The following is a 20,355-nucleotide window of genomic DNA, read 5'->3' as shown; positions in this document are numbered from 1 at the left end:
TCGGCTTCCGGCTCGGTCGCGGCCTGGTCGTGGGTGGCCTCGATGTCATCGATCTCAAGCTCGTCGACTGCCAGTTCGGCGGCCCGCTCCGCGGCACCCTCGAGTCGGCGCTGGCTCGCTGGCAGGGCGCGGCCCTGGGCGGACTGCCCGGCCCCTACGCCGAACGCCAGCGCGCCCGGCTCGAGCAGTGGCGGCTGTCCATCCTCGAGGACCGCCTCGCCCTCGACATCGAAACCGGCCGCAGCGCCGAGGCGGTCGCGGAATTGGGCCCGCTCATCGAGGAGCATCCGCTGCGGGAACGCTTCCGCGCGCTGCTGATGACCGCGCTCTACCACTGCGGCCGGCAGGCGGAGGCGCTCGACGAGTACGGCCGCGCCCGGCGCGCCCTGGTCGACGGCGTCGGCGTGGAACCCGGCCCGGAACTGAGCGAGGTGCACGCCCGCATCCTGCGCGCCGACCTGCCGAGCGTGGCGCGCCCGGCCCCCACCCGGCTCGCCCCGGCCCAATTGCCGCCCGACATCGCCGATTTCACCGGCCGCTCCCAGGTGGCGGAACAGATCGCGGCCCAGCTCACCGGCGGCGGACCGGCGGTGGCCATCTCCGCGGTCGGCGGCATGGGCGGGGTCGGCAAGACCACCCTGGCCCTGCACATCGCCCACCAGGTGCGCGACCGGTTCCCCGACGGGCAGCTGTATGTGAACCTGCGCGGCGTGGACCCCGACCCGCTGCCTACCGGCGACGCCCTGGGCGGGTTCCTGCGCGGACTCGGGGTCGCCGAGGGCGATATCCCGGCGGGCGTCGACGATCGGGCCGCGCACCTGCGAACCCTGTTGAGCGACAAGCGGATTCTCATGGTCCTCGACAATGCCCGCGACGCCGCGCAGGTGTCGCCGCTGCTGCCCGGCACCCCCGGTACCGCGGTCCTGATCACCAGCCGCTCGGCGCTCACCGAACTGCCCGCGGTCCGCCGCACCCGCCTCGACGTCCTCGAACCCGCCGAGGCCCTGACCCTGCTGACCCGCATCCTCGGGCCCGTCCGCGTCGCCGCCGAACAGGATGCGGCGTTCGCGGTGATCGAGCAGTGCGCGGGCCTGCCGCTGGCGGTACGCATCGTCGGCGCCCGGCTGGCGGTGCGGCCGCAGTGGACCATCGCCTCGCTGGTCGCGCGGCTGGCCGACGAGAATCAGCGGCTGGAGGTGCTGCAGACCGGCGATCTCACCCTGGAGGCCGCGTTCCGGCTCGGCTACGGCCAGTTGAACACCGAGCAGGCCAGGGCTTTCCGCACCCTCGCGCGCGCCGACGTGCCCGACTTCCCGGTCGACGGGGCCGCCGCCCTGCTGGGCCTCCCGGTGCCCCAGGCCGAGCTGGTGTGCGAGTCGCTGGTGGATCTGAGCCTGCTGGAGACGCCCGCGCCCGGCCGCTACCGCTTCCATGACCTACTGCGCCTGTTCGCCGCGGGCCTGGCGGGAACCGCCGCGGGCCACGACGCCGGGGAGAGCGAGGCCGAGATCGTGGCCCGCCTGCTGGACTACTACCTGGCCAGCACCAAGAACCTGCTCGGCGCACTGGATTACAGCAACACCACCCTGCTACTGGTGCCCACCACCGTCCCCGGCCACACCTTCGCCGGCGGCGCGGAAGGGCAGTCCTGGAACGATATCGAGCGCCCGGTGATCATCGCCCTGCATCGGCAGGCCGCCCGCCTCGGCGGCCGGGCGGTGGCGCTGGCCGCGGATCTGGCGTGGGTGATGGCCGAGCTGATGGACACCGGCAGCCGCGCCCGCGAACTCGCCGACGGTCTGAAAGCCCTGCTGGACACCGCGATCCGGGATCGCGACCATGCCAGCGCCCGGCGGCTGCGGGTGGCGCTGGGCGCGATGATGCAGATCGGGCTCGGCGAGGTCGAGGCCAGTCTCGAATTCCTGCAACCCATCTCGCAGCCCGCCGACGACGCCGAACGGCGGTTGCAGGTGCTGGCCGAGATCCTGCTCGGGGTGGCGGATCGGCGCATCGGCAACACCAAGGACTCGCACCGCCACTACGCCAATGCCATCGCCTGGACCCGGGCCCTCGACGACCGCTCGCTGGAAGCCTGGATTCTGGCGCTGGCCACCCGCACCCTGTGCGAATCCGGGCAGTACGCCGAGGCGGTGGCGGTGGCGGAGCGGGCCATCGCGCTGGCCCAGGAGTCGTCCAACGCGGTCGCGCTGGGCTGGGCCACCCACGAATTGGCGGCCACCCGGTCCATGCTCGGCGACCACGAGCTCGCGCTCGAGCTGGCGGCGGACGCGGTGCGCATGACCCACCGCAATGGCGTGCGCCTGTGGGAAGGCTGGGCCCGCACCCGGCTGGCCCAGATCCACCTGCGTGCCGGGCATGATGCCGCCGCGGAATCCGAGGCGACCCAGGCTCTGCGGCTGCTGAGCAAGGCCGCCGACCCCCTGGACCGGGCCCGCGCCCTGTTCCTGCGGGCCACCGCCCGCACCGGCGATGCCGACGCCGCCGCCCGCGAGCACACCGACGCCGCCGAGATCTTCCGCCGCGCCGGGCTGCCCGCCCCGACCCCCGCGACCCTGTTCTCACCGGGGCCGGACCAGCTATAGAGAACGTTTATTCGCTTTTTATCGGCCCGTGGGAACCTGCAACCACGCGGGCGCCCCGGAGCTGCAACCTCCGGGGTTCCCGCGCGCGATGAGGTCATGGCCGCGTGCGTCACGAGGGGTGCGCATTCGGTTCATGCGGGTCGGACGGCCGTCGCCCACCGCGGCGACGGCTCCACCGCACGGCCCGCGGTCACACCGGGGCGTCCAGGGCCAGACCGAGACCGCGCAGACGCGCTGTCGCCGTCCCCGATTCGAACTCCGCTCGCTTGGCCGCGGTGAAGTAGCGCTGCATCGGGTAGTCGAGGTAGATGCCGGTGCTGGCGTGCACGTGGACGGCGGTGTGCGCGACGCGGTGACCGGCCTCGGAGGCCCAGAACTTCGCCACATCGATCTCGGATTCCGCTGCCAGGCCGTGCGATTCCCGCCAGGCCGCCTGCCACAGGGTCAGGCGGACGGCCTCGACATCGATATAGGCGTCGGCCAGGCGCTGGCGCACGGCCTGGAACGCGCCGATCGGCTGGTCGAATTGCTTTCTGGTGCGGGCGTATTCGGCCGTCATCTCCAGGGCGCGTTCGAGGACACCCAACTGGTGGGCGCAGACGGCCAGGGCGGCGCGGCGGCGGGCCCACGCGGGCGCTTCGGGTGCGGGGATCGCGTCGGCTCGCGGGACCAGGACGCCGTCCAGTTCCACCGCGGCCGCGTCGGTGCCGTTCACCGCCTGCTGCCCGGTGACCGTGACGCCCTCGGTCTCCCGATCCACCAGGAGCAGAATCGAGTTCACGCCGGTCCGAGCCTCGATCAGATAGCCGTCGGCGAAGGCTCCCGCCGCGACCACCGACTGTGCGCCCCGGACCCGCCAGCCCTGCTCGGCACGCTCGGCCGCGAAGGACGCGCCCTCGCGCGCGAGGGCCGGCGCGAGCGTGCTCTCACCCCGCGACAGCGGCCGCAGCCAGCGGTCCACCTGCGCGCTGTCGCCGAATTCGGCCAGCGCCGCCGCGACCACGGCGATGCTCGTGGCATACGGTGCGGGCGCGACGGTCCGGCCGATCTCGATCAGCACGCCGCACTGTTCGAGCAGCCCGTACCCGCCGCCGCCCACCGTCTCGGGCAGCGCCGCCTCCAGGACTCCCGCGCCGGCCAGCGCACGCCACAGCTCCGCGTCGAACCCGGTGTCATCCGGGCGGGGCTGTCGACCTGACCAGTCGGTGAGCAGCTCGCGGGCCAGTCCCGACAGCTCCCGCTGCGCCTCGGTGTATTCGAAATCCATTGTCCTACTCCGATCTTGGGCTCAGCGGGTAACAGGCAGCCCGAGGGCGTTCTTGGCGATGATGTCGCGCTGCACCTCGTTGATCCCGCCGCCGAAGGTCAGGATGAGCGCGGTGCGGTGGAACCGTTCGAGCCGTCCGAGCAGCAGCGCGCCCGGCGAGTCCGCGCGCAACACGGCCGCGGCCCCGAGCACCTCCATGAGCAGCCGGTAGCCCTCGATGGCGAATTCGGTGCCGAACACCTTGGTGGCGGAGGCGTCCGCCGGGCCGAGCTCACCGCGATCGGCGGCCCACGCGGTCCGCCAGTTCCGCAGCTTCAGGTACTCGGTATCGGCGTGGACGCGGGCCAGGTGCAGGCGCACCCATTCGGCGTCCATCACCCGGGTCCCGTCCGGCAGCGTGGTGGCGCGCGCCCACGCGATGACCTGCCGCAACGACTCCGCCAGCGGCGCGGCCGAAGCCAGCGCCACCCGTTCGTGATTGAGCTGATTGGTGATCAGCGCCCAGCCCCGGTTCTCCCCGTGCACCAGATTCGCCGCGGGCACCCGCACGTCGGAGTAATAGGTGGCGCTGGTGCCGACACCGGCCATGGTGTGCACCTTCGTCCACGAAAACCCTTGCGCGGTGGCCGGAACGATGAAGATCGACAGCCCCGCGTGCTTGCCCGCCGCCGGATCGGTGCGCGCGGCCAGCCAGATGTAGTCGGCGTATTCGATGAGGCTGGTCCACATCTTCTCGCCGTTGACCACCCACTCGTCGCCGTCGCGGACGGCGCGGGTGCGCAGCGAGGCCAGATCGGTGCCCGCGTCCGGCTCCGAATAGCCGATGGAGAAATGCAGTTCGCCCCGCGCGATCCGCGGCAGGAAGTGAGCCTTCTGCTCCTCGGTGCCGTAGCGCATGATGGTCGGCCCGACGGTGTTCACGGTCAGGTACGGCAGCGGCACACCCGCGGCGGCGGCCTCGTCCAGGAAGATCAGCTGATCCAGCATCGAACGGCCTTGTCCGCCATGTTCTTCCGGCCACCCCAGCACCAGCCAGCCGTCCGCGCCCAGCCGGCGCACCACCTCCTTGTAGACGGTTCCCTCGCCGTGCTCGCCGCCCGGGCCCGACCGCAACGCCGCCCGCACGTCGGGGGTGACGAGGTCGGCGAAATACTCGCGCAGCCGCTTGCGCAGGCGGTGCTGTTCTTCGCTCAAACTGATGTGCATAAATGGAACGGTAGGAATCGGCCCGACCGGATCCGCCCGGCTGGCAGGAAGCTGCCAGAACCCCCGGAAACCGCCGGTCACCCGCCAGGATCGGGGAAGTGATGCAGCGACAGCCGACCGGAGCGACCGGCAGCCTGGCCACCGGGATCGTCCGGTTCAGTCAGGACGGGCACTGGGACCAGGACGTCCACCACCTGCTCCGCTACGCCCGGCGCGAGGCGGTGGTGGCGGTCTCCAACCCCACCCACTCCACCGATCACCTGCGCCTGGGCCAGGTCGTCGTCGACGACCTGCTGGCCGCGGGCAAGGAGGTCCGCCTGCTCTACTCCCCCGACTACCTCGAGATCCGCGACCACCAACCCCTGCTGCGGCAATCCTCGCTCGGCGCGCAGATCCGCGTCACCGCCAACGACTTCCACAATGTCCTGATCCTCGACCGCACGGTCGCGGTGCTGTGGAGCGGCGCCGGAGCCGACCACCCCTACGCCTATCTGGTCCGCGAACCGGCCCTGCTGCGCGCGCTGCACCAATTCGCCCTGCTCAGCTGGCAATCCGGCCACGGCCTGCCCGGCCGCGTCCACCCCGACCCCATCGAGCTGAGCGCCACCGCCCGCGCGGTACTCAACACCCTCGACCTGGGCCTCATCGACGAAACCGCCGCTCGCCGCCTCGACATGTCACTGCGCACCTACCGTCGCCACATCGCCGATCTCATGACCCGCTTCGAGGTACGCAGCCGCTTCCAGATCGGGGTGCGCGCGGCCCGGCTCGGGCTGCTCGACGAATAACCGGACACCGCGAGAGTGGTTGCCGCCCGACCCGGTACCCCCATCGGTGGCACCGGGTCGGCGCGGATCCCTCCCGGTGGTGCCCCCACCGGCCGAACCACCTGACTGGGGCATCCCCGCAGGTTGTCCTGCGGCACTTGCCCATTCGATATTGGCTGGCATGAACGTGGTGGCGGCGCTCAAGCTCAATATGACCAATGTCGACGACCCCCGGGCCGGGAATCACGCGCGGTATCGGGCCGCGCTCGAGATGGCGGAGTACGCCGAGCGGGCCGGGTTCGCGGTGGTGAATGTCGAGGAGCATCACGGGTCGGGCACCGGGTGGCTGCCGGCGCCGCTGCTGATGGCCGCGGCGGTGGCGGCGCGCACCGAGCGGATCCGGATCAGTATCGGGGCGTTGATCGTGCCGCTGTACAACCCGGTGCGGCTGGCCGAGGATCTGGCGGTGCTCGACAATCTGGCGGGCGGGCGGCTCACCGTCCTCGCCGCGATCGGATACCGGCCGGCCGAATACGCGGCGCTCGGAAAGGATTTCACGCGTCGCGGCAAGATCATGGACGAGGCGCTGGAGATCATGCTCGCGGCCTGGCGCGACGGGCCGGTGCGGCGCGGTGGGCAGCCCTTCGAGGTCACGCCCAAGCCGTTCAGCAAGCCGCATCCGCAGCTGCTGGTCGCCGGAATGAGCCCGGCGACCGCGCGGCGGGCCGCGCGATTCGGGCTCGGGCTGGCGCTGCCGCTGCCCGCGCCGGAGGTCGAAGAGCTGTACGAGCGGGAGCTGATCCGCTGCGGCACAACCGGTTACATCCACAAGCCGGCACCCGGCAGCCGCCACACCCTGCTGCACGAGGATCCGGATCGGGCCTGGGACGACTTCGCCCCGCACATTCTCACCGAGATCCGCGAGTACGCGTCGTGGGGGCGCGAGGGTGTCCACCGCCCGCACGACGCCGTGCCCGATTCGGTCGAGTCCCTGCGCGCCCACGGCTATCTGGAGATCCTCACCCCGGCGCAGCTGCGCGACCAGATCGCGGCCGGGCGCACCGAGATCCTGATGAACCCGCTGATCGGCGGCCTGCCGATCGAGGCGGGCTGGGACAGTCTGCGCCTGCTGGGCGAGGACGTGCTGTCCCTCACCACCGTTCGATGACCCGACAAATCGGCAAGAGGAAATTCATGACAGATCTGCGCCCCGGGCGGCTGACGGCCGCCGCCAAGAAGTTCCTGACCTGGGACGAGAATCCCGCCGTCTTCGGTGTCACCATCCCCTGCCCGGTCCCGGTCGGCCTGGGCCTCGAGGACGCGCGGAAGCTGATCAACACCCTGATCGACACCCACGAATCGCTGCGCAGCCGATACAGCTACGGCGAGAACGCGTCCTGCGAGATCGAGCCGGAATCCGGCGGTGTCATCGACCCCGCCCGCGTCGACGTGCGGGCCATCGACATCGAGGACCTCGACGCCGAGGCGCTCACCGGCCTGATCCAGGAGCAGTCCGCGGCGGCCAATCTGCGGCTGGACCCGACCGCCGGGAAGATCGTCACCGCGGTCCTGCTGACCCGCTCCTTCGACGTGAACATCCTGCTGTTCACCGCCCACCACATCGCCATCGACGGCATCTCCATGTGGGTGCTGTGGGAGGACATCGCCACCTACGCCCGGCAATGGGAAGCGGGCGAGGAGATCGCGCTGCCGCCGGAACCGATCACCGGGTCGCAGTGGGCGGAATTCCTGGACGAGTACGCGAAGACCCGGGTCGGCGAACGCGACTACTGGCTGGCCGCCTCGGATATCGAACCGACCACGCTGGACCGGCCCGCCACCCCGAAATCGGCGCACTTCGACGGCGTCATCGACGGCACGCTGGCACAGCGACTGCTGGTCGAACTGCCCGCCGCGCTCGGGGCCAGCTACACCCGGATCCTGCTCGTCACACTGGGTTTGGCCATCGAGGACGCGACCGGTACGGCCCGGCCCATCACCGTGCAGAAGCACGGCCGCTACAGCCGGTTGCGGCCCGGCACCGACCTGTCGCGCACGGTGGCCTGGATCTCCGACGACTACCCGTGGCTGCTGCGCCCCGCGACCGGCACCCTGGGCGAGCGGCTGCGCGACGCCCTCGACGGATATCCCGCGCATCCCGAGGATTTCACCCTACTGCGCTGGCACCACCCCGAAAGCTGGTCGCATTTCCTGACTTTCAACTCGCCGAAGTTCTATTTCAACTTCCTCGGCGACGTGGGCGTGTGGATCCCCGACGCGCATTCGCGCGAGCAGGCCCGGCTCAAGATGTTCGACATGAGCCTGTTCCTGGGCACCAGCAAGCCCGAAGGCGTTGAGCAGGTGCACTATTCGGTGCACTCCCCCGACGGCGGCATCGGCGCGGAACGGATGCGGGCCATCGTCACCCGCTGGCTGACCATTATCGAGAGTGTGGAGGTCCGATGAGCAGGATCATTCTGGTCGGCATCGGCAGCCGCGGCGATATCGCGCCGCTGACCGGGCTGGGCGTGGGGCTGCGCGACGCGGGACACGAGGTGGTGGTGGCCGCGCACACCCTGTTCGCGCAGCAGATCACCGGATGCGGACTCGAATTCCGCGAGATGACCCACGATATCGACATCGACATGACCGATCCCGATGTCAACCGGCTCTCGGCGGGATGGAAGTTCTCCTCCCCCAAGGGAGTTCGCAGTCTCGGACTGGGCATGATCCGGGCGTTGCTCGACGAGCCCGCCGATGTCCTGCTGCTGCCGCCGCCGACGGAGTACGCGGGCCTGGCACTCGCCGAGGCCAAGGGTATCCCCTCGATCGGGCTACGGTTCCAGCCGCTGTCCGCCACAGCCGAGTACGCGCCCTCCGCCTACGGGGCATACGATTTCGGCGCGCGCGGCAACCGGCTGGCCGCCGACTTCGGAGCCTGGTTCAACGACCGTTTCTACGCGAGCACCGTCGCCTTCTTCCGCCATGAACTCGGACTGCCGCCGATCTCGGTGTACGACCTGCGCCGGGCCCGCACCGCGGCGGGCTGGCCGATGCTCAACGGCTTCTCCCCCAGTGTCGTTGCGCGCCCGGCCGATTGGCGGCCCGGGCTGGAGGTCACCGGCTACTGGTGGCCGCCGCGCCCCGACGGCTGGGAACCGCCCGCCGAACTGACCGACTTCCTGGCCGCCGGTCCGCCGCCGGTGTTCATCGGCTTCGGCAGCATGGCCGACAGCGCCGAGGGCACCGCCCGCACGGGCCGGATCATCGCCGCGGCCCTGCGCCGGGCGGGCGTGCGCGGCGTCGTGCAGAGCGGCTGGCTCAACCTCGACGTCAGCGGCGACGATGTGCTGACCATCGGTGAGGCCCCGCACGATTGGCTGTTCCCGCGCATGGCGGCGGTGGTCCACCACTGCGGCGCGGGCACCACCGCCGCGGGCCTGCGCGCCGGCGTCCCGGCCATCGGCGCGCCCGTCTACGCCGATCAGCCGTTCTGGGCGCGGCGCCTCGTCGATCTGGGCGTGAGCCCGGCGACCATCCCGTACTCGAGGATGTCCGAGGACCGGCTCACCGACGCCCTCCGCCGCGCCACCACCGATTCCGCGCTGCGCGACAACGCGACTCGACTGGCCGCCCGGATCGCCGCCGAGGACGGGGTCGGCCAGGCCGTGCGGGCCATCGAGGCCCACCTGGGCGCCCTGCGGAAGGGGTGAGGAGGTAGCTCGCCCCGCCCGGCCCACCCGCCCCCGCCGGGTCCAGCGGCCCGACTGTGGTTAGATAGCGCGCAGTTTCGCCTGGTAGTTGCTGTGCATCGAACCCTATTGGCTGCTATTCAGCGGTGGAGGCGGGCCTCTTGAGCGTGCTGCGCGGACATAAACTGCTCTACTCGAATCTGTCTCTGATCCTGCTACTCGCGGTCGGAGCCGGATATCTGTTGATCAATGTGGCGCGGGTGGAAAGACCGGGCAGCACCTACACGGTCACCGTGCAGCTACAGCGCTCCGGTGGTTTGCAGGCCGGTAACGACGTGACCTGGCGCGGATTCCGGGTCGGCTCGGTCCGATCGGTCGAGATCATCGACGGCGGGGCCGGGATCGCGGCGAAGGCCGACATCGAGCGGAAGTATCAGATTCCGGCCGACACCCAGATCGCGGTGGCGGCGCTGTCCGCCGCGGGCGAGCAGTACATCGACTTCCGGCCGAACACCGACGCGCCGCCGTACCTGCGCGACGGGCAGGTGGTGACGTTCGATCCGAGCAAGATCAGCACCCCGACGCCGGTGTGGCAGACGCTGACCGACAGCAGCGAGCTCATCTCGTCGATCGATCCGGACAAACTGGGCGTGATCCTCGATCAGACGGATATCGCGCTCAGCGGCGGGCCCGACCAGTTGCGCGGGCTCATCGAGGGATTGAGCGTGGCCACCACGGGCTTGGACAACCGCCTGCCGCAAACCGTCAGCCTGCTGCGGAATCTGCAGGTCATCGCGGGAACCACCGCGCACGCGCAGCCGGATCTGAGCACGCTGACCCGCAATTCGTCGATGCTGGTCGACCAGGCCCGCGCCGCCGACGGCGAACTGCGCGGGCTGCTCGATCGCGCGCCCGAGCAGATCGCCGTCCTGGACGCCACCCTGGACCGGAACCTGGATCCGATCCAGAGCCTGGCCACCACCATGCAGGCCATCGTGCAGGCCGCGCTGCTGCGGCTGCCCGCGGTCCGGGCGCTGTTCCCGGCCCTGGTCATCGGCACCTCCGCCATGGGCGTGCCCGCGCACGACGGCGAGTTCTACACCATCATCGACATCTGGAGCCGGCCGTGGTGCCAGTACCCGGTGCCGGCGCTGGCGGCCACCATCGCCACCGACCGCACCTTCGGACGCTGGAACTACTGCGACAATCCGCCCGACGACCAGCAGATTCGCGGATCCGCCAACGCGCCGCGCCCGAACATTCCCAACAATGGCGCGCACCGGCCGACCGGTGTCGACCCGCAGGAACGCACGCTGCCCCCGGTCAAATGACCCCTCGGCACACCCGGGAGCGGGGCATGATCGGCGTGCCGCGCATTTCGAACGGGCGTGTCGGCGCGCCTGATGCGTTTTGTCCCGCGAATCGCTCCCGGCACCAGTCAGAATGATCTACCGGTACCCCTTGGTCCCGTGCTTGTGTCAACGAGAGAGTCCCTTCGCCCTGACAGGCGAGTTCGAACAGGGCGGTGGGCGAGGCTAGGAGAGGGTCGAACGCGATGAGCAGCAGAAGTTCCCTCGGCTTGGCGGCGCGATCGGCGGTCTTCGCCGGTGTGGCGGCCGCCGGACTCGCGGCGGCGCCCGCGCAGGCCGAACCATTGTGGCCCGGTGGACCGGACGTGCCCGGTATTCCGGCGATCATCCCCGGCATCGCCCCCGGCGATGTCAACGCGCCGTGCGCGACGGCCGGCGCGCGCGCCTGCCTCAAGCTCAGCACCAATGAGGCGTGGCTGATGGACAACGGCAAGGTCATCTTCGGCCCCACCCCCATCTCCCACGGTATGCCCGGCTACGAGACGCCGCCGGGCGTCTTCCACGTCTCCTTCAAGAAGCCGTTCCACTGGAGCACCATGCACAACGCCCCGATGGAGTACGCGGTCTTCTTCAACGGGGACATCGCCTTCCACATCGGACCGGTGGACAAGAAGTCGCACGGCTGTATCCGGATGACCCCGGACGGCGCGCGGGAGTTCTTCAACTACCTGAACCCCGGCGATACCGTGGAAGTGGTTCCGTAGCAGTACCTTCCGATGGCACATCGACGCGGGACCGCCCGCGCCGATGTGCCATCGGTCTTTCCGGCGGTCAGGCGGCGCAGTTGTGGTACGCCGTGATCAGCCAGCGGTCCTCGCGGCGGACCAGGGTCCAGGTCGCGAGCACCCAGCGGTCGGCCGGGGCCTCGGTCTCACCGGCCATGAGAATGGCGGCGCGGCTGACGACCACGGCGGTGTCCGGGGCCGGGAACCGCACTTGCCGCGTTTCGTCGAGGACGGTGGAACCGCGCAGCGGGCCCGCGAATCCGGCCGCCATGCCGTCCCGCACCGCCGCGCGGCCCCTGCGGAACACGCCGGGCAGGATCGAGGTGGCGTCGGGGTCGTAGTCGGCGACGAAGGCGTCGGCGTCATTGGCGGCCCAGGCGACGTAGAGGTCCTTCAGGACGGTCAGGACGGCGTCGCGGTCGGTGGTCTCGCGGACGGCGGTGTCGTTCATGGTCACTCCTCGGTCGGCGGCCGCCCGGTGTGGCGGCTCACGAGTACCTACCGGCGGGGTGTGCCCGATTCATCGCTCGCGGTGTAGAAAGTTCCGCAGGGCCCTGTTTCGACCGGTGGGGGCCGGGTTTCGAGGAGTGAGAGCATGGCGGACGCCGACTTCGCGGCGCGCACCGACCGGTATCGGCGCGAATTGCTGGCCCACTGCTATCGCATGCTCGGGTCGGTGCAGGACGCCGAGGATCTGGTGCAGGAGACCTATCTGCGGGCCTGGCGCTCCCGCGACAGCTACGACGAGACCCGGGCCGGGATGCGGACGTGGCTGTACCGGATCGCCACCAATGCCTGCCTGACCGCGCTCGAACAGCGCGGGCGGCGGCCCATGCCGTCCGGGCTCGGGCACCCGCCCGGCGACGATCCGCGCGCGGAACTCGTGCACGGCGGGGAAATCCCATGGCTGCAACCGATTCCGGATGTTCTGCTCGGCGATCCGTCCGATGCCGCCGTGGCGCAGGGCAGTCTGCGACTCGCCCTGGTCGCCGCCATGCAGCAGTTGCCCGCGCGGCAGCGGGCGGTGCTGGTGCTGCGCGAGGTGCTCGACTGGCCCGCCGCGGAGGTGGCGCGGGCCCTCGACATGACCCCGGCGGCCGTGAACAGCGCCTTGCAGCGGGCACGGAAGACCCTCGGCCAGAACGGCATTCGTGAGGACGAGGTGACCGAGCGGGCCGAGCAGCGGGCCGTGGTGGACACCTACGTCACCGCCTTCCGCAACGCGGATCTGGCGGCCCTGGAGAAGCTGCTGTCCCATGACGTGATCATGGAGATGCCGCCCATGCTCAATTGGTACCTGGGGCGCGCGGCCTATGTCGGGTTCATGGCGCGGGTGTTCGAGTGGAAGGGCTCGGATTGGCGGCTGGAGCCGGTGTGGGCCAATGGCCAGCCCGGCCTGGCGGCGTATTCCCGCGACGGCGACGGATACGAGCGGCACACCCTGCAGGTCTTCACGGTGCGTGACGGTCTGATCACCAATCTGATCGTCTATCAGCTCGACGAGATCTTCGACCTGTTCGGCATGCCGCCCCGGCTGCCCTGAGCCTCAGTCGTCCGCATCGGCCGTCAGCAGGCCGTGCTCGTGCGCGAAGGCGGCGGCCTCGGTCCGGCTGGCGACGCCCAGCTTGGTGAGAATCCGCGAGACGTGCACGCCGGCGGTATTGGCGCTGATGAACAGTTCCGCCGCCAGTGCGCGATTGCTCAGTCCCTTGGCGACCAGGTGCAGCACGTCCAGCTCGCGCGCAGTCAGGCCGTAGCGCCCGGACATGTTGCCGCCTTTGGCTTTCGGCGTCCGCTCGGCCGACCCGTCGAGCGGCAGGCGAGCCCGCTCGGCCACCGCCGTGGCGGCCGCGGCCAGCGGGGCCGCGTCCAATCCGGCGGCGATGTCGAGCAACTCCCGCAGCGCCGCTGCCGCCGCTACCCGATTCCCTTCGGCCGCAGCCGATTCCGCGAGACCCAGCAGGGCGATGGCCACATCGTAGGGCCGACCGACGCCGCGCCAGGCCGCGACCGCCTCCGACCAACGGGCCGCGGTGCCCGCCAGGTGTGCGGTGAACGCCGCGCGCTGAGCCGCATCCACCGGCGACGCCGTGGGCAGCGTGTCCCCCAGAGCCAGCAATTCCGGTGGCGCTCCGGTGATTCGAGCGCCGAGCACCACCAGCGGCCACGCCTCGTGCGGATGCGCGAACATGGTCCCGGCCCCGTCGCCGCCTTCGAGCACCCGGATCAACTCCGTCGCCGCCGCAGCCTCGTCGTCGCCCACCAACGCCAGCGTGCAGTTCAACGCCGCCAGTTCGAGCCGGTACTGCGCGGCCCACCGGCTGTCGCCCAGCAACCGCCCGGCCGCGACGGCATCTTCGCGCGCCGCCCCGAAATCCCCGGTGGCCAACGAGATCCGCCCGAAACACACCAGCAATGCCGCCCGGCTCAACGGCGGCACCTGCTCGAGCTGCACCTCATCGACCACCGCCCGAGCCTCGTCCCACCGCCCCAGCGCCGCCAGCGCCTGCGCCCACTTCACGAACAGGATCGGCGCCGACTCCGCGAACCGAAACGACTCGTGCGCCGCCCGCAACCCCTGCCGCACCGCCGCGATCGCCGCCTCATACCGCCCCGCCCCCACCAACACCGCCGACTCCCACGTGGCCACATCCACCACGATCCGCGCATCCCCCGCGAGAGCGGCTGCCCGATGCGCCCGCGCGAAATGCTCCAGCGCCCAATCTGTTTCATTGGCCCCTCCGCCAATGCGCCCACCCTGGTCGGCCCCGGCCCCTCCCCCGGTCCATGCGATATCCGCGACCAGCCCGTCTCCCCTTGACTGCGCAGCCTTTCCCCCGTGCCCGCTGTCGCCGGTTGGCGAACTCCGCTGTGCCAGGCCATTTCCGCCCGGTGGCACGTCCTCGTCCAGATCCGAGTCCAAGGAGCCGCCGGCGGCGGCCGCTCCGGCCAGTCCCAGGTGTGCGTGCGCTCGCGCCACCAATGCGTCAGCGCCGAGTCGGCGCGCGATGGCCAGTGCCTCGCGCGCATGGGCCGCCGACCCCGCGGCGTCGCCCTGGAAGACGCGTGCGGCCGCCGACTGCACCAGCGCCTCAGCTCGTTCCACGCTGTCCGGCGTCCCAGCCATGAGGGCCAGCGCTCGGTCGAGGTCCGCTCCCGGGCCGGCCCCGGTGGTCGCACGCAGGTAGGCCCGCCGCCGGTACATCCGGGCGGACCGCTCGGGATCGGCGCCGGCATAGTCGATTTCGCCGGACACGCCGGATACGGTCCCGTCGTCCAGATGTACTGGCGGACGCTCGCCGACCGGGTCGTCGTCCTGACTCCATACGGGCAGCGGGGCGGGGGCGGCGGCTGTGGCGGGGGCGAGCACCGCCAGGGCCGCGTCGGCGGCGGCGATGCCGCGTTCGGTGGCGCCGCAAGCGATGGCGACGTCGACGATCTGTTCCAGGACGGACAGTTTGGTGGTGGGGAGGATTTCAGCGGGGGCGGGGACTCGGTCCCAGAGGGCGAGGATTTGTTCGAGCAGGCGGAGGCGTTCGGGGTGGGTGGCGGGGACTCCGGCGATGGCGGACCAGTAGGCGCGCAGGGCGGTGTCGAGGTCGCCGGCGGCGCGGGCGTGGCGGGCCAGGTCGGCGCGGGATTCGGAGTCGAGGGCATCGCCGCGGGTGTGCAGGGCCGCGGCGGCGCGGGCGTGCAGGCGGGTGCGCTCGATGGGGAGCAGGTGGTCGTAGATGGCCTGGCGGATGAGGCCGTGGCGGAACTCGTAGCCGGTGTCGGTGGTGAGCAGTAGATGCCGGTCGACGAGTTCACGCAGGGCGCCGGGCAGTTCGTCCGGGGGTAGGTCGACGGTGGCGGCGAGGAGGTCGTGGTGGATCGGGGAGCCGAGGACGGCGGCGGGGTCGACCACGGCGAGCGCCTGCGCGGACAGACCGGTCTGGAATCCGAGAAGCAGGTCGGCGAGGTCGGCGGGGAGTTCGTCGGGGCATTGGCCCAGCGCCTCGACGAACAGCGGGTTGCCGCCGCTGCGGTCGAAAACCTTGGTGCTGAGCTCGGTTCCGGGTTCGCGCCCGAGCAGCGCGGCGAGCTGGCGGCCGACCTCGTGCCGGGTCAGCGGATGCAGTTCGAGCACGCGCACGCCCGGGTTGCGGCGCAGTTCGGCGACCAGTCCGCGCAGCGGTCCGGCCTCGCCCGGCCGGTAGGTGCCCACCAGCAGGGCATTGGCGTCGGCGAGATTGGCGGCCAGGAAGGTGAGCAGCTCCCGGCTGGCGTCGTCGGCCCAGTGCAGGTCCTCGAGCACCAGCACCACCGGCCGCGCCATCGCCAATTGCTCCAGCAGCGTGAGGATTTCGCCGAACAGCCGGATCCGATCGGCCTCGGGGGCGGCGCCGCCGGTGTGGACGGCCAGCTGCGGCAGCCAGTTGGCGAGCGCGGGATGCGGCGGCAGCTGCGTCGCCACGGTCTCGCCGCCGAGTCGTTTGACGAGTCCGCGCAGCACGGTCAGGAAGGGTGCGTAGGCGACACCCGCGGCGCCGAGTTCGGGGCATCGGCCGAGCAGTACCAGCGCGTCGCCGCCGAGTCGCTCGGTGCACTCCGCGACCAGCCGGGATTTCCCGATCCCGGCCTCGCCCGCGATGAGCACGGTCTGCGTGCCGGCGTCGCCGACCGCCTCGAGCACCGCGGACACCTCCGCGGCCCGACCGACCAGGACACTGCTGCCGGGGAAACTCACCACGCCACGATCATGCCGCACCTTCGCATTTCGCCCAGCCCGGACACAGAATAACGAATTGTCGTGATGTGGCCACCGGGTCTTTATCGGAAAACTCGATGGCATGAGCGACACCGAGAACCGCGACACCGCCATCCACCCCTTCCGCGTCGACATCCCGCAGGCCGCCCTCGACGACCTCCGCGACCGCCTGACCCGCACCCGCTGGATCGACAAGGTCCCCGGCACCGGCTGGGAGCGCGGCGTGCCGACCGCCTACCTGCGCGAGCTCGCCGCCTACTGGGCCGAGAAGTTCGATTGGCGCGCGGTGGAGACCGCCCTCAACGCGCACCCGCAATTCACCACCGTCGTCGACGGCCAGCGCCTGCACTTCCTCCACATCCGCTCGGCCCGCCCGGACGCGACCCCGCTGCTGCTGATCCACGGCTGGCCCGGGACCCCCGCCGACTTCCTCGATCTGATCGGCCCGCTGACCGATCCGGCCGCCCACGGCGACCCCGCCGCCCCAGCCTTCCACCTGGTCATCCCGACCCTGCCCGGTCACGGCTTCTCCGGCCCGCTCACCGAAACCGGCTGGCACGACGGCAAAGTCGCCGCCGCCCTGGCCGAGCTGATGGCGCGGCTGGGCTACGACCGCTACGGCGTGCAGGGCGGCGACCACGGCGCGTTCGTGGCCCCGCGCCTGGCCCGCGAGCACGCCGAGCACGTGATCGGTGTGCACGTCAACGCCCTGGTCACGTTCCCGACCGGCGATCCGGCCGATATGGCCGCGCTCACCGAGTCCGATCAGCGGCGGCTGGCGGGGATGCAGCGGTTCCAGGACGACGGCTCGGCGTACATGAACCTGGCGGGTTCGCGCCCGCACACGCTGGCCCAGCTGCTGGCGGATTCGCCCGTGGGACAGCTGGGCTGGATCGTGGAGAAGTACCAGGAGTGGACCGACGCGAGTCACGAGCTGCCCGAGCAGGCCATCGACCGCGACCGGATGCTGACCACCGTGGCCGTCTACTGGCTCACCGACACCGCGCGCAGCGTCGCCGACTACTACTTCGAGCGCTTCCACGACCACACCATGTTCATGCCCAAGCCGAAGGGCACGGTGCCGACCGGTATCGCGGTATTCGCCAACGGCGACTACGCGATTCGGCCATTCGCGGAGAAAGCCCACCATGTCGTGCACTGGTCGGAGTTCTACTCCGGCGGTCACTTCCCCGCACTGGAGGTGCCCGAACTGCTGGCGGGTGACATCCGGGCGTTCTTCGCCGGCCTGACCAGCTGATCCAGCAGCGGCGAGACACCTTCGCCCACACCGCCGCCGCGATGACCGCGCTGTCGCCCCAACGCGCAGTGCGGTATTCGCCGTTGTGCGGACCGGTCACGCGTATTGCCGCGAAACGTGACCCCGGCTACAGTTACGGTCCAGTAGGAACGCCAGCGTTCCCAGACTGCTGTGGAGGCACCGCGCATGATCAAGGCAACGCAACCCCTCACGGCCGCACCGATTTCCGGACCCCTGCGCGACGCGCGCGGTCTCTCGGCCGCCCTGGTCGCGCATTTCGCCGAACACGTGGCCCGCTGCGGCACCCTGCCCGGGGACGCGCTGCGCGGTGAGGTCACCACCGTCACCCGCACCGCCCTCGAACTCGCCGCCGGCGTGCTCGAGGGCCGCGATGTGAGCGCCAAGATCGAACGGCTGCAACGCGCGGGCGCGGACTGGGCGCGCGAGGGCATTCCGATCGGCACCATCCACCGGGCGGTGCACGACGGTTTCGCCCTGGGCTTCGATCTCATCGTCGACGCCACCGGCCCCGAGGACTACGCCCGGCTCGCGGTGACCGCGCGCCGCCTGTTCGAGGTGCTGGCCATGGTGGACTCGACCTTCGCGGTGGCCTATGTGCGTGAGCACCGCGCGGTGGTGGCCGAACACCACACGGCCGTGCACACCGTGGCCTCCGCGCTGCTGGCCGGGCATCCCGCCTCCACCATGGCGCGCGCGGGCGGCATCGAGATCGACGAGTCGTATCACGTGCTGGCCCTGAGCATTCCGCCGCATCCGGGGGAATCCGACACCCGCGTGGACGGCGAGGTGGTGGCGCGCCGCAAGCTACGGCGCATCCAGTCCGAGCTGGCCCGCCGCGGCGACGGCCGGGCGCTGTCGCTGCTCAGCGCCGACGGCGGCACCGTGCTGCTGCCCGCCACCGCCGCGAGCCCCGGCGAGCTGGCCGAGCTGATCGCCGGATTGTCCACGGCCGCACAGGTTCCGGTCACCGCGACGGTGATCCACACCGAGACGCCGCGCATCCCCGACGCCGCCGAGCAGGCGCACGAACTGCTCGATATGGTGCATCGCCTGGAATGCGCGCCCGGCCTGCACCGTTTCGACGACCTGGCCATGGAGTACCAGCTGACCCGTCCCGGCCCCGCGCGCGAATACCTGGGCACGCTGCTCGATCCGCTGGACGCGCATCCCGAACTGCTGGAAACCCTGCGCCGCCATATCGGCAACGACCTGAGCCGACGGCATACGGCGCGCTTGCTGGGCGTGCACACCAATACCGTCGACAACCGGCTCAAGCGGATCGGGCAGCTGACCGGTTTCGATCCGGCGCAGCCGTCGGGACTGTGGTATCTGCGGTCGGCGCTGGTGGCGCGCAGTTATCGCAAGTCCGATCGGGTGCGGATCGGGCGGCCCGACACCATGGTCGCCACCAGCGCCGCCAAGTGACCGTGCTCGCGCACGGCGCGCCGGGAGGCGGCCACCGACCACACCGTGCGCACCTCCGACGGCGGCAGCGGGCGATCGGCGAGGCGGTCGGCCAGCCAGTCCACCATCACCGGAATGGCGATGAACTGCAATGGCAGGTGAGTGCTGAGCCGGTCGCGCAGGTAGCGCACGTGGGCTCCACGGTCGTGGTAGCGCCGTACGTGGGCGTCGACGTCGGCGACCGCGATCACCTCGTCGTTGACGCCCTGCACGACCAGCAGCGGCATGGCGGGAGCCTGGGCGCCGGGGCGGATGTCGTCGAGGACGGCCCGCATCTCGGGGCGGGTCAGCAGCGCGCCGAGGCCACCGCGAATGTGCCGGTTGGCGTTTCGCCCGGCGTAGCGGGCCAGCAGCGGGAAGGTGGCGATGGATTCGGCGTCGTCGAGCAGCCGCAGGTACTCCTCCGACACCAGACCGCGCACACAGTCGTCGAGCCGCGGGTAGGCGCGGCGCAGGCCGGAGGTGAACACCATGGCGAAACCCGCGAAGGGCGAGCCGTTGAGCCGGACGAACGCCGCCGCCGGATCACCCACCGGCGAGCCCGCGACCGCGCCGGCGATATCGAGTTCGGGCGCGTAGCTCGCCGCCAGCTCGGCGGCCCACGCGCTGGCCAGGCCGCCACCGGAGTAGCCCCACAATCCGATTCGGGTCCGCGGGCCCAAGCCCAGTGGCTCGAAGCGCAGAGCCGCGCGCAGGCCGTCCAGCGCGCGGTGGCCGGGTTCGCGGGCCGCCCCGAAGTGTCCGCCCTGGCCTTCGTGATCAGGCACCGACACCGCCCAGCCGCGGGCCAGGGCGGCGGCGATGAGCGGGAACTCCACCTGCGGGATGGCGCCGAGTGCGCGGGCGCGGTGCCGTAAAGCGTAGGAGGGAAAGCACTTCGGGGCGACCGCGTCGATCGCGCACTGGAACGACACCAGCGGCCGGTCCGCGGCCGGGTCGGCGTCCCAGGGCAGGAGCACCGTGGTGACCGCCGCCTCGGGCGCGCCGTCGAGATCGGTGCTGCGGTAGAGCAGTTGCCAGGCGCGCACGCGCTGCGGAATGCGTCCGAACAGGGCCAGCCGCACCGGCCGCGACCGCAGGATGGCGCCCGGCGCGACGGACGCCGGGTCGATCGGCGATCGATAGAACGGATCCTCCCCCGGCAACAGCGGGATCCCGCCAACCTCCTCCGGTTCTGTTGTGGCACTGCTCGTTTCGATCGCATCGCCGATCGTCATCGTCGTCCTTTCCGT

General features: G+C 71.1%; 14 protein-coding genes and 1 pseudogene. 10 read left to right on the top strand and 5 right to left on the bottom strand.

Annotated elements, in window-relative coordinates:
- Positions 1–2,603 (top strand): ATP-binding protein (locus tag ACWELJ_RS19595; protein ID WP_452367563.1); only part of this gene is annotated, 2,603 nt, incomplete at its 5' end.
- A gap of 190 nt (positions 2,604–2,793) precedes the next feature.
- Here the strand turns inward: ACWELJ_RS19595 and ACWELJ_RS19590 are convergent.
- Positions 2,794–3,870, bottom strand: coding sequence for an acyl-CoA dehydrogenase family protein (locus ACWELJ_RS19590; RefSeq protein ID WP_452367562.1), 1,077 nt, complete (start codon positions 3,868–3,870; stop codon positions 2,794–2,796).
- A 21-nt stretch (positions 3,871–3,891) separates the two neighbouring features.
- The gene (locus ACWELJ_RS19585) at positions 3,892–5,076 is read right to left on the bottom strand and encodes an acyl-CoA dehydrogenase family protein (RefSeq protein WP_452367561.1); all 1,185 of its coding nucleotides are present in this window, start codon (positions 5,074–5,076) and stop codon (positions 3,892–3,894) included.
- Positions 5,077–5,177: 101 nt separating this feature from the next.
- On the opposite strand from ACWELJ_RS19585, the gene ACWELJ_RS19580 reads away from it, so the two are divergent.
- The 6 genes from ACWELJ_RS19580 (at position 5,178) to ACWELJ_RS19555 (ending at position 11,609) form a co-directional block, all read left to right on the top strand.
- Positions 5,178–5,864 carry a hypothetical protein gene (locus ACWELJ_RS19580; RefSeq protein WP_452367560.1) on the top strand — a complete coding sequence of 229 codons (687 nt, stop codon included), beginning with the start codon at positions 5,178–5,180 and terminating at the stop codon, positions 5,862–5,864.
- A gap of 160 nt (positions 5,865–6,024) precedes the next feature.
- Positions 6,025–7,011 (top strand): LLM class flavin-dependent oxidoreductase, encoded by a 987-nt coding sequence (locus ACWELJ_RS19575; protein WP_452367559.1) that lies wholly within the window; start codon positions 6,025–6,027, stop codon positions 7,009–7,011.
- 26 nt (positions 7,012–7,037) lie between these two features.
- Positions 7,038–8,309 (top strand): condensation domain-containing protein, encoded by a 1,272-nt coding sequence (locus ACWELJ_RS19570; protein ID WP_452367558.1) that lies wholly within the window; start codon positions 7,038–7,040, stop codon positions 8,307–8,309.
- Positions 8,306–9,556, top strand: coding sequence for a glycosyltransferase (locus tag ACWELJ_RS19565; RefSeq protein ID WP_452367557.1), 1,251 nt, complete (start codon positions 8,306–8,308; stop codon positions 9,554–9,556). The genes ACWELJ_RS19570 and ACWELJ_RS19565 overlap by 4 nt, the downstream gene beginning before the upstream one ends.
- A gap of 125 nt (positions 9,557–9,681) precedes the next feature.
- Entirely contained in the window at positions 9,682–10,866 is a 1,185-nt protein-coding gene (locus ACWELJ_RS19560) for an MlaD family protein (RefSeq protein WP_452367556.1), read from the top strand.
- A 224-nt stretch (positions 10,867–11,090) separates the two neighbouring features.
- Positions 11,091–11,609 (top strand): L,D-transpeptidase, encoded by a 519-nt coding sequence (locus ACWELJ_RS19555; protein ID WP_452367555.1) that lies wholly within the window; start codon positions 11,091–11,093, stop codon positions 11,607–11,609.
- Positions 11,610–11,676: 67 nt separating this feature from the next.
- Here ACWELJ_RS19555 and ACWELJ_RS19550 read toward each other — a convergent pair whose 3' ends face one another.
- Positions 11,677–12,081 carry an SgcJ/EcaC family oxidoreductase gene (locus ACWELJ_RS19550; protein ID WP_452367554.1) on the bottom strand — a complete coding sequence of 135 codons (405 nt, stop codon included), beginning with the start codon at positions 12,079–12,081 and terminating at the stop codon, positions 11,677–11,679.
- A gap of 141 nt (positions 12,082–12,222) precedes the next feature.
- On the opposite strand from ACWELJ_RS19550, the pseudogene ACWELJ_RS19545 reads away from it, so the two are divergent.
- Positions 12,223–13,173: pseudogene (locus ACWELJ_RS19545) on the top strand (sigma-70 family RNA polymerase sigma factor); the annotation flags it as partial.
- Between the two features lie 3 nt (positions 13,174–13,176).
- Here ACWELJ_RS19545 and ACWELJ_RS19540 read toward each other — a convergent pair.
- Positions 13,177–16,362 carry a helix-turn-helix transcriptional regulator gene (locus ACWELJ_RS19540; RefSeq protein WP_452367553.1) on the bottom strand — a complete coding sequence of 1,062 codons (3,186 nt, stop codon included), beginning with the start codon at positions 16,360–16,362 and terminating at the stop codon, positions 13,177–13,179.
- Between the two features lie 100 nt (positions 16,363–16,462).
- Here ACWELJ_RS19540 and ACWELJ_RS19535 point away from each other — a divergent pair, with 100 nt between their 5' ends.
- Together ACWELJ_RS19535 and ACWELJ_RS19530 are read left to right on the top strand one after the other, a co-directional pair.
- Positions 16,463–17,638, top strand: coding sequence for an epoxide hydrolase family protein (locus ACWELJ_RS19535; RefSeq protein WP_452367552.1), 1,176 nt, complete (start codon positions 16,463–16,465; stop codon positions 17,636–17,638).
- Positions 17,639–17,824: 186 nt separating this feature from the next.
- Positions 17,825–19,084, top strand: a complete 1,260-nt coding sequence (locus ACWELJ_RS19530) for a PucR family transcriptional regulator (protein WP_452367551.1) — start codon at positions 17,825–17,827, stop codon at positions 19,082–19,084.
- Here the strand turns inward: ACWELJ_RS19530 and ACWELJ_RS19525 are convergent.
- The gene (locus ACWELJ_RS19525; RefSeq protein ID WP_452367550.1) at positions 19,015–20,340 is read right to left on the bottom strand and encodes a lipase family protein; all 1,326 of its coding nucleotides are present in this window, start codon (positions 20,338–20,340) and stop codon (positions 19,015–19,017) included. The two genes, ACWELJ_RS19530 and ACWELJ_RS19525, sit on opposite strands and share 70 nt — an antisense overlap.
- Positions 20,341–20,355: the final 15 nt, after the last annotated feature.

This window comes from Nocardia sp. NPDC004582, from assembly GCF_053602115.1.
Note: the sequence above shows the minus strand (reverse complement) of the source record. Positions and strands in the feature narration are given on the sequence as shown.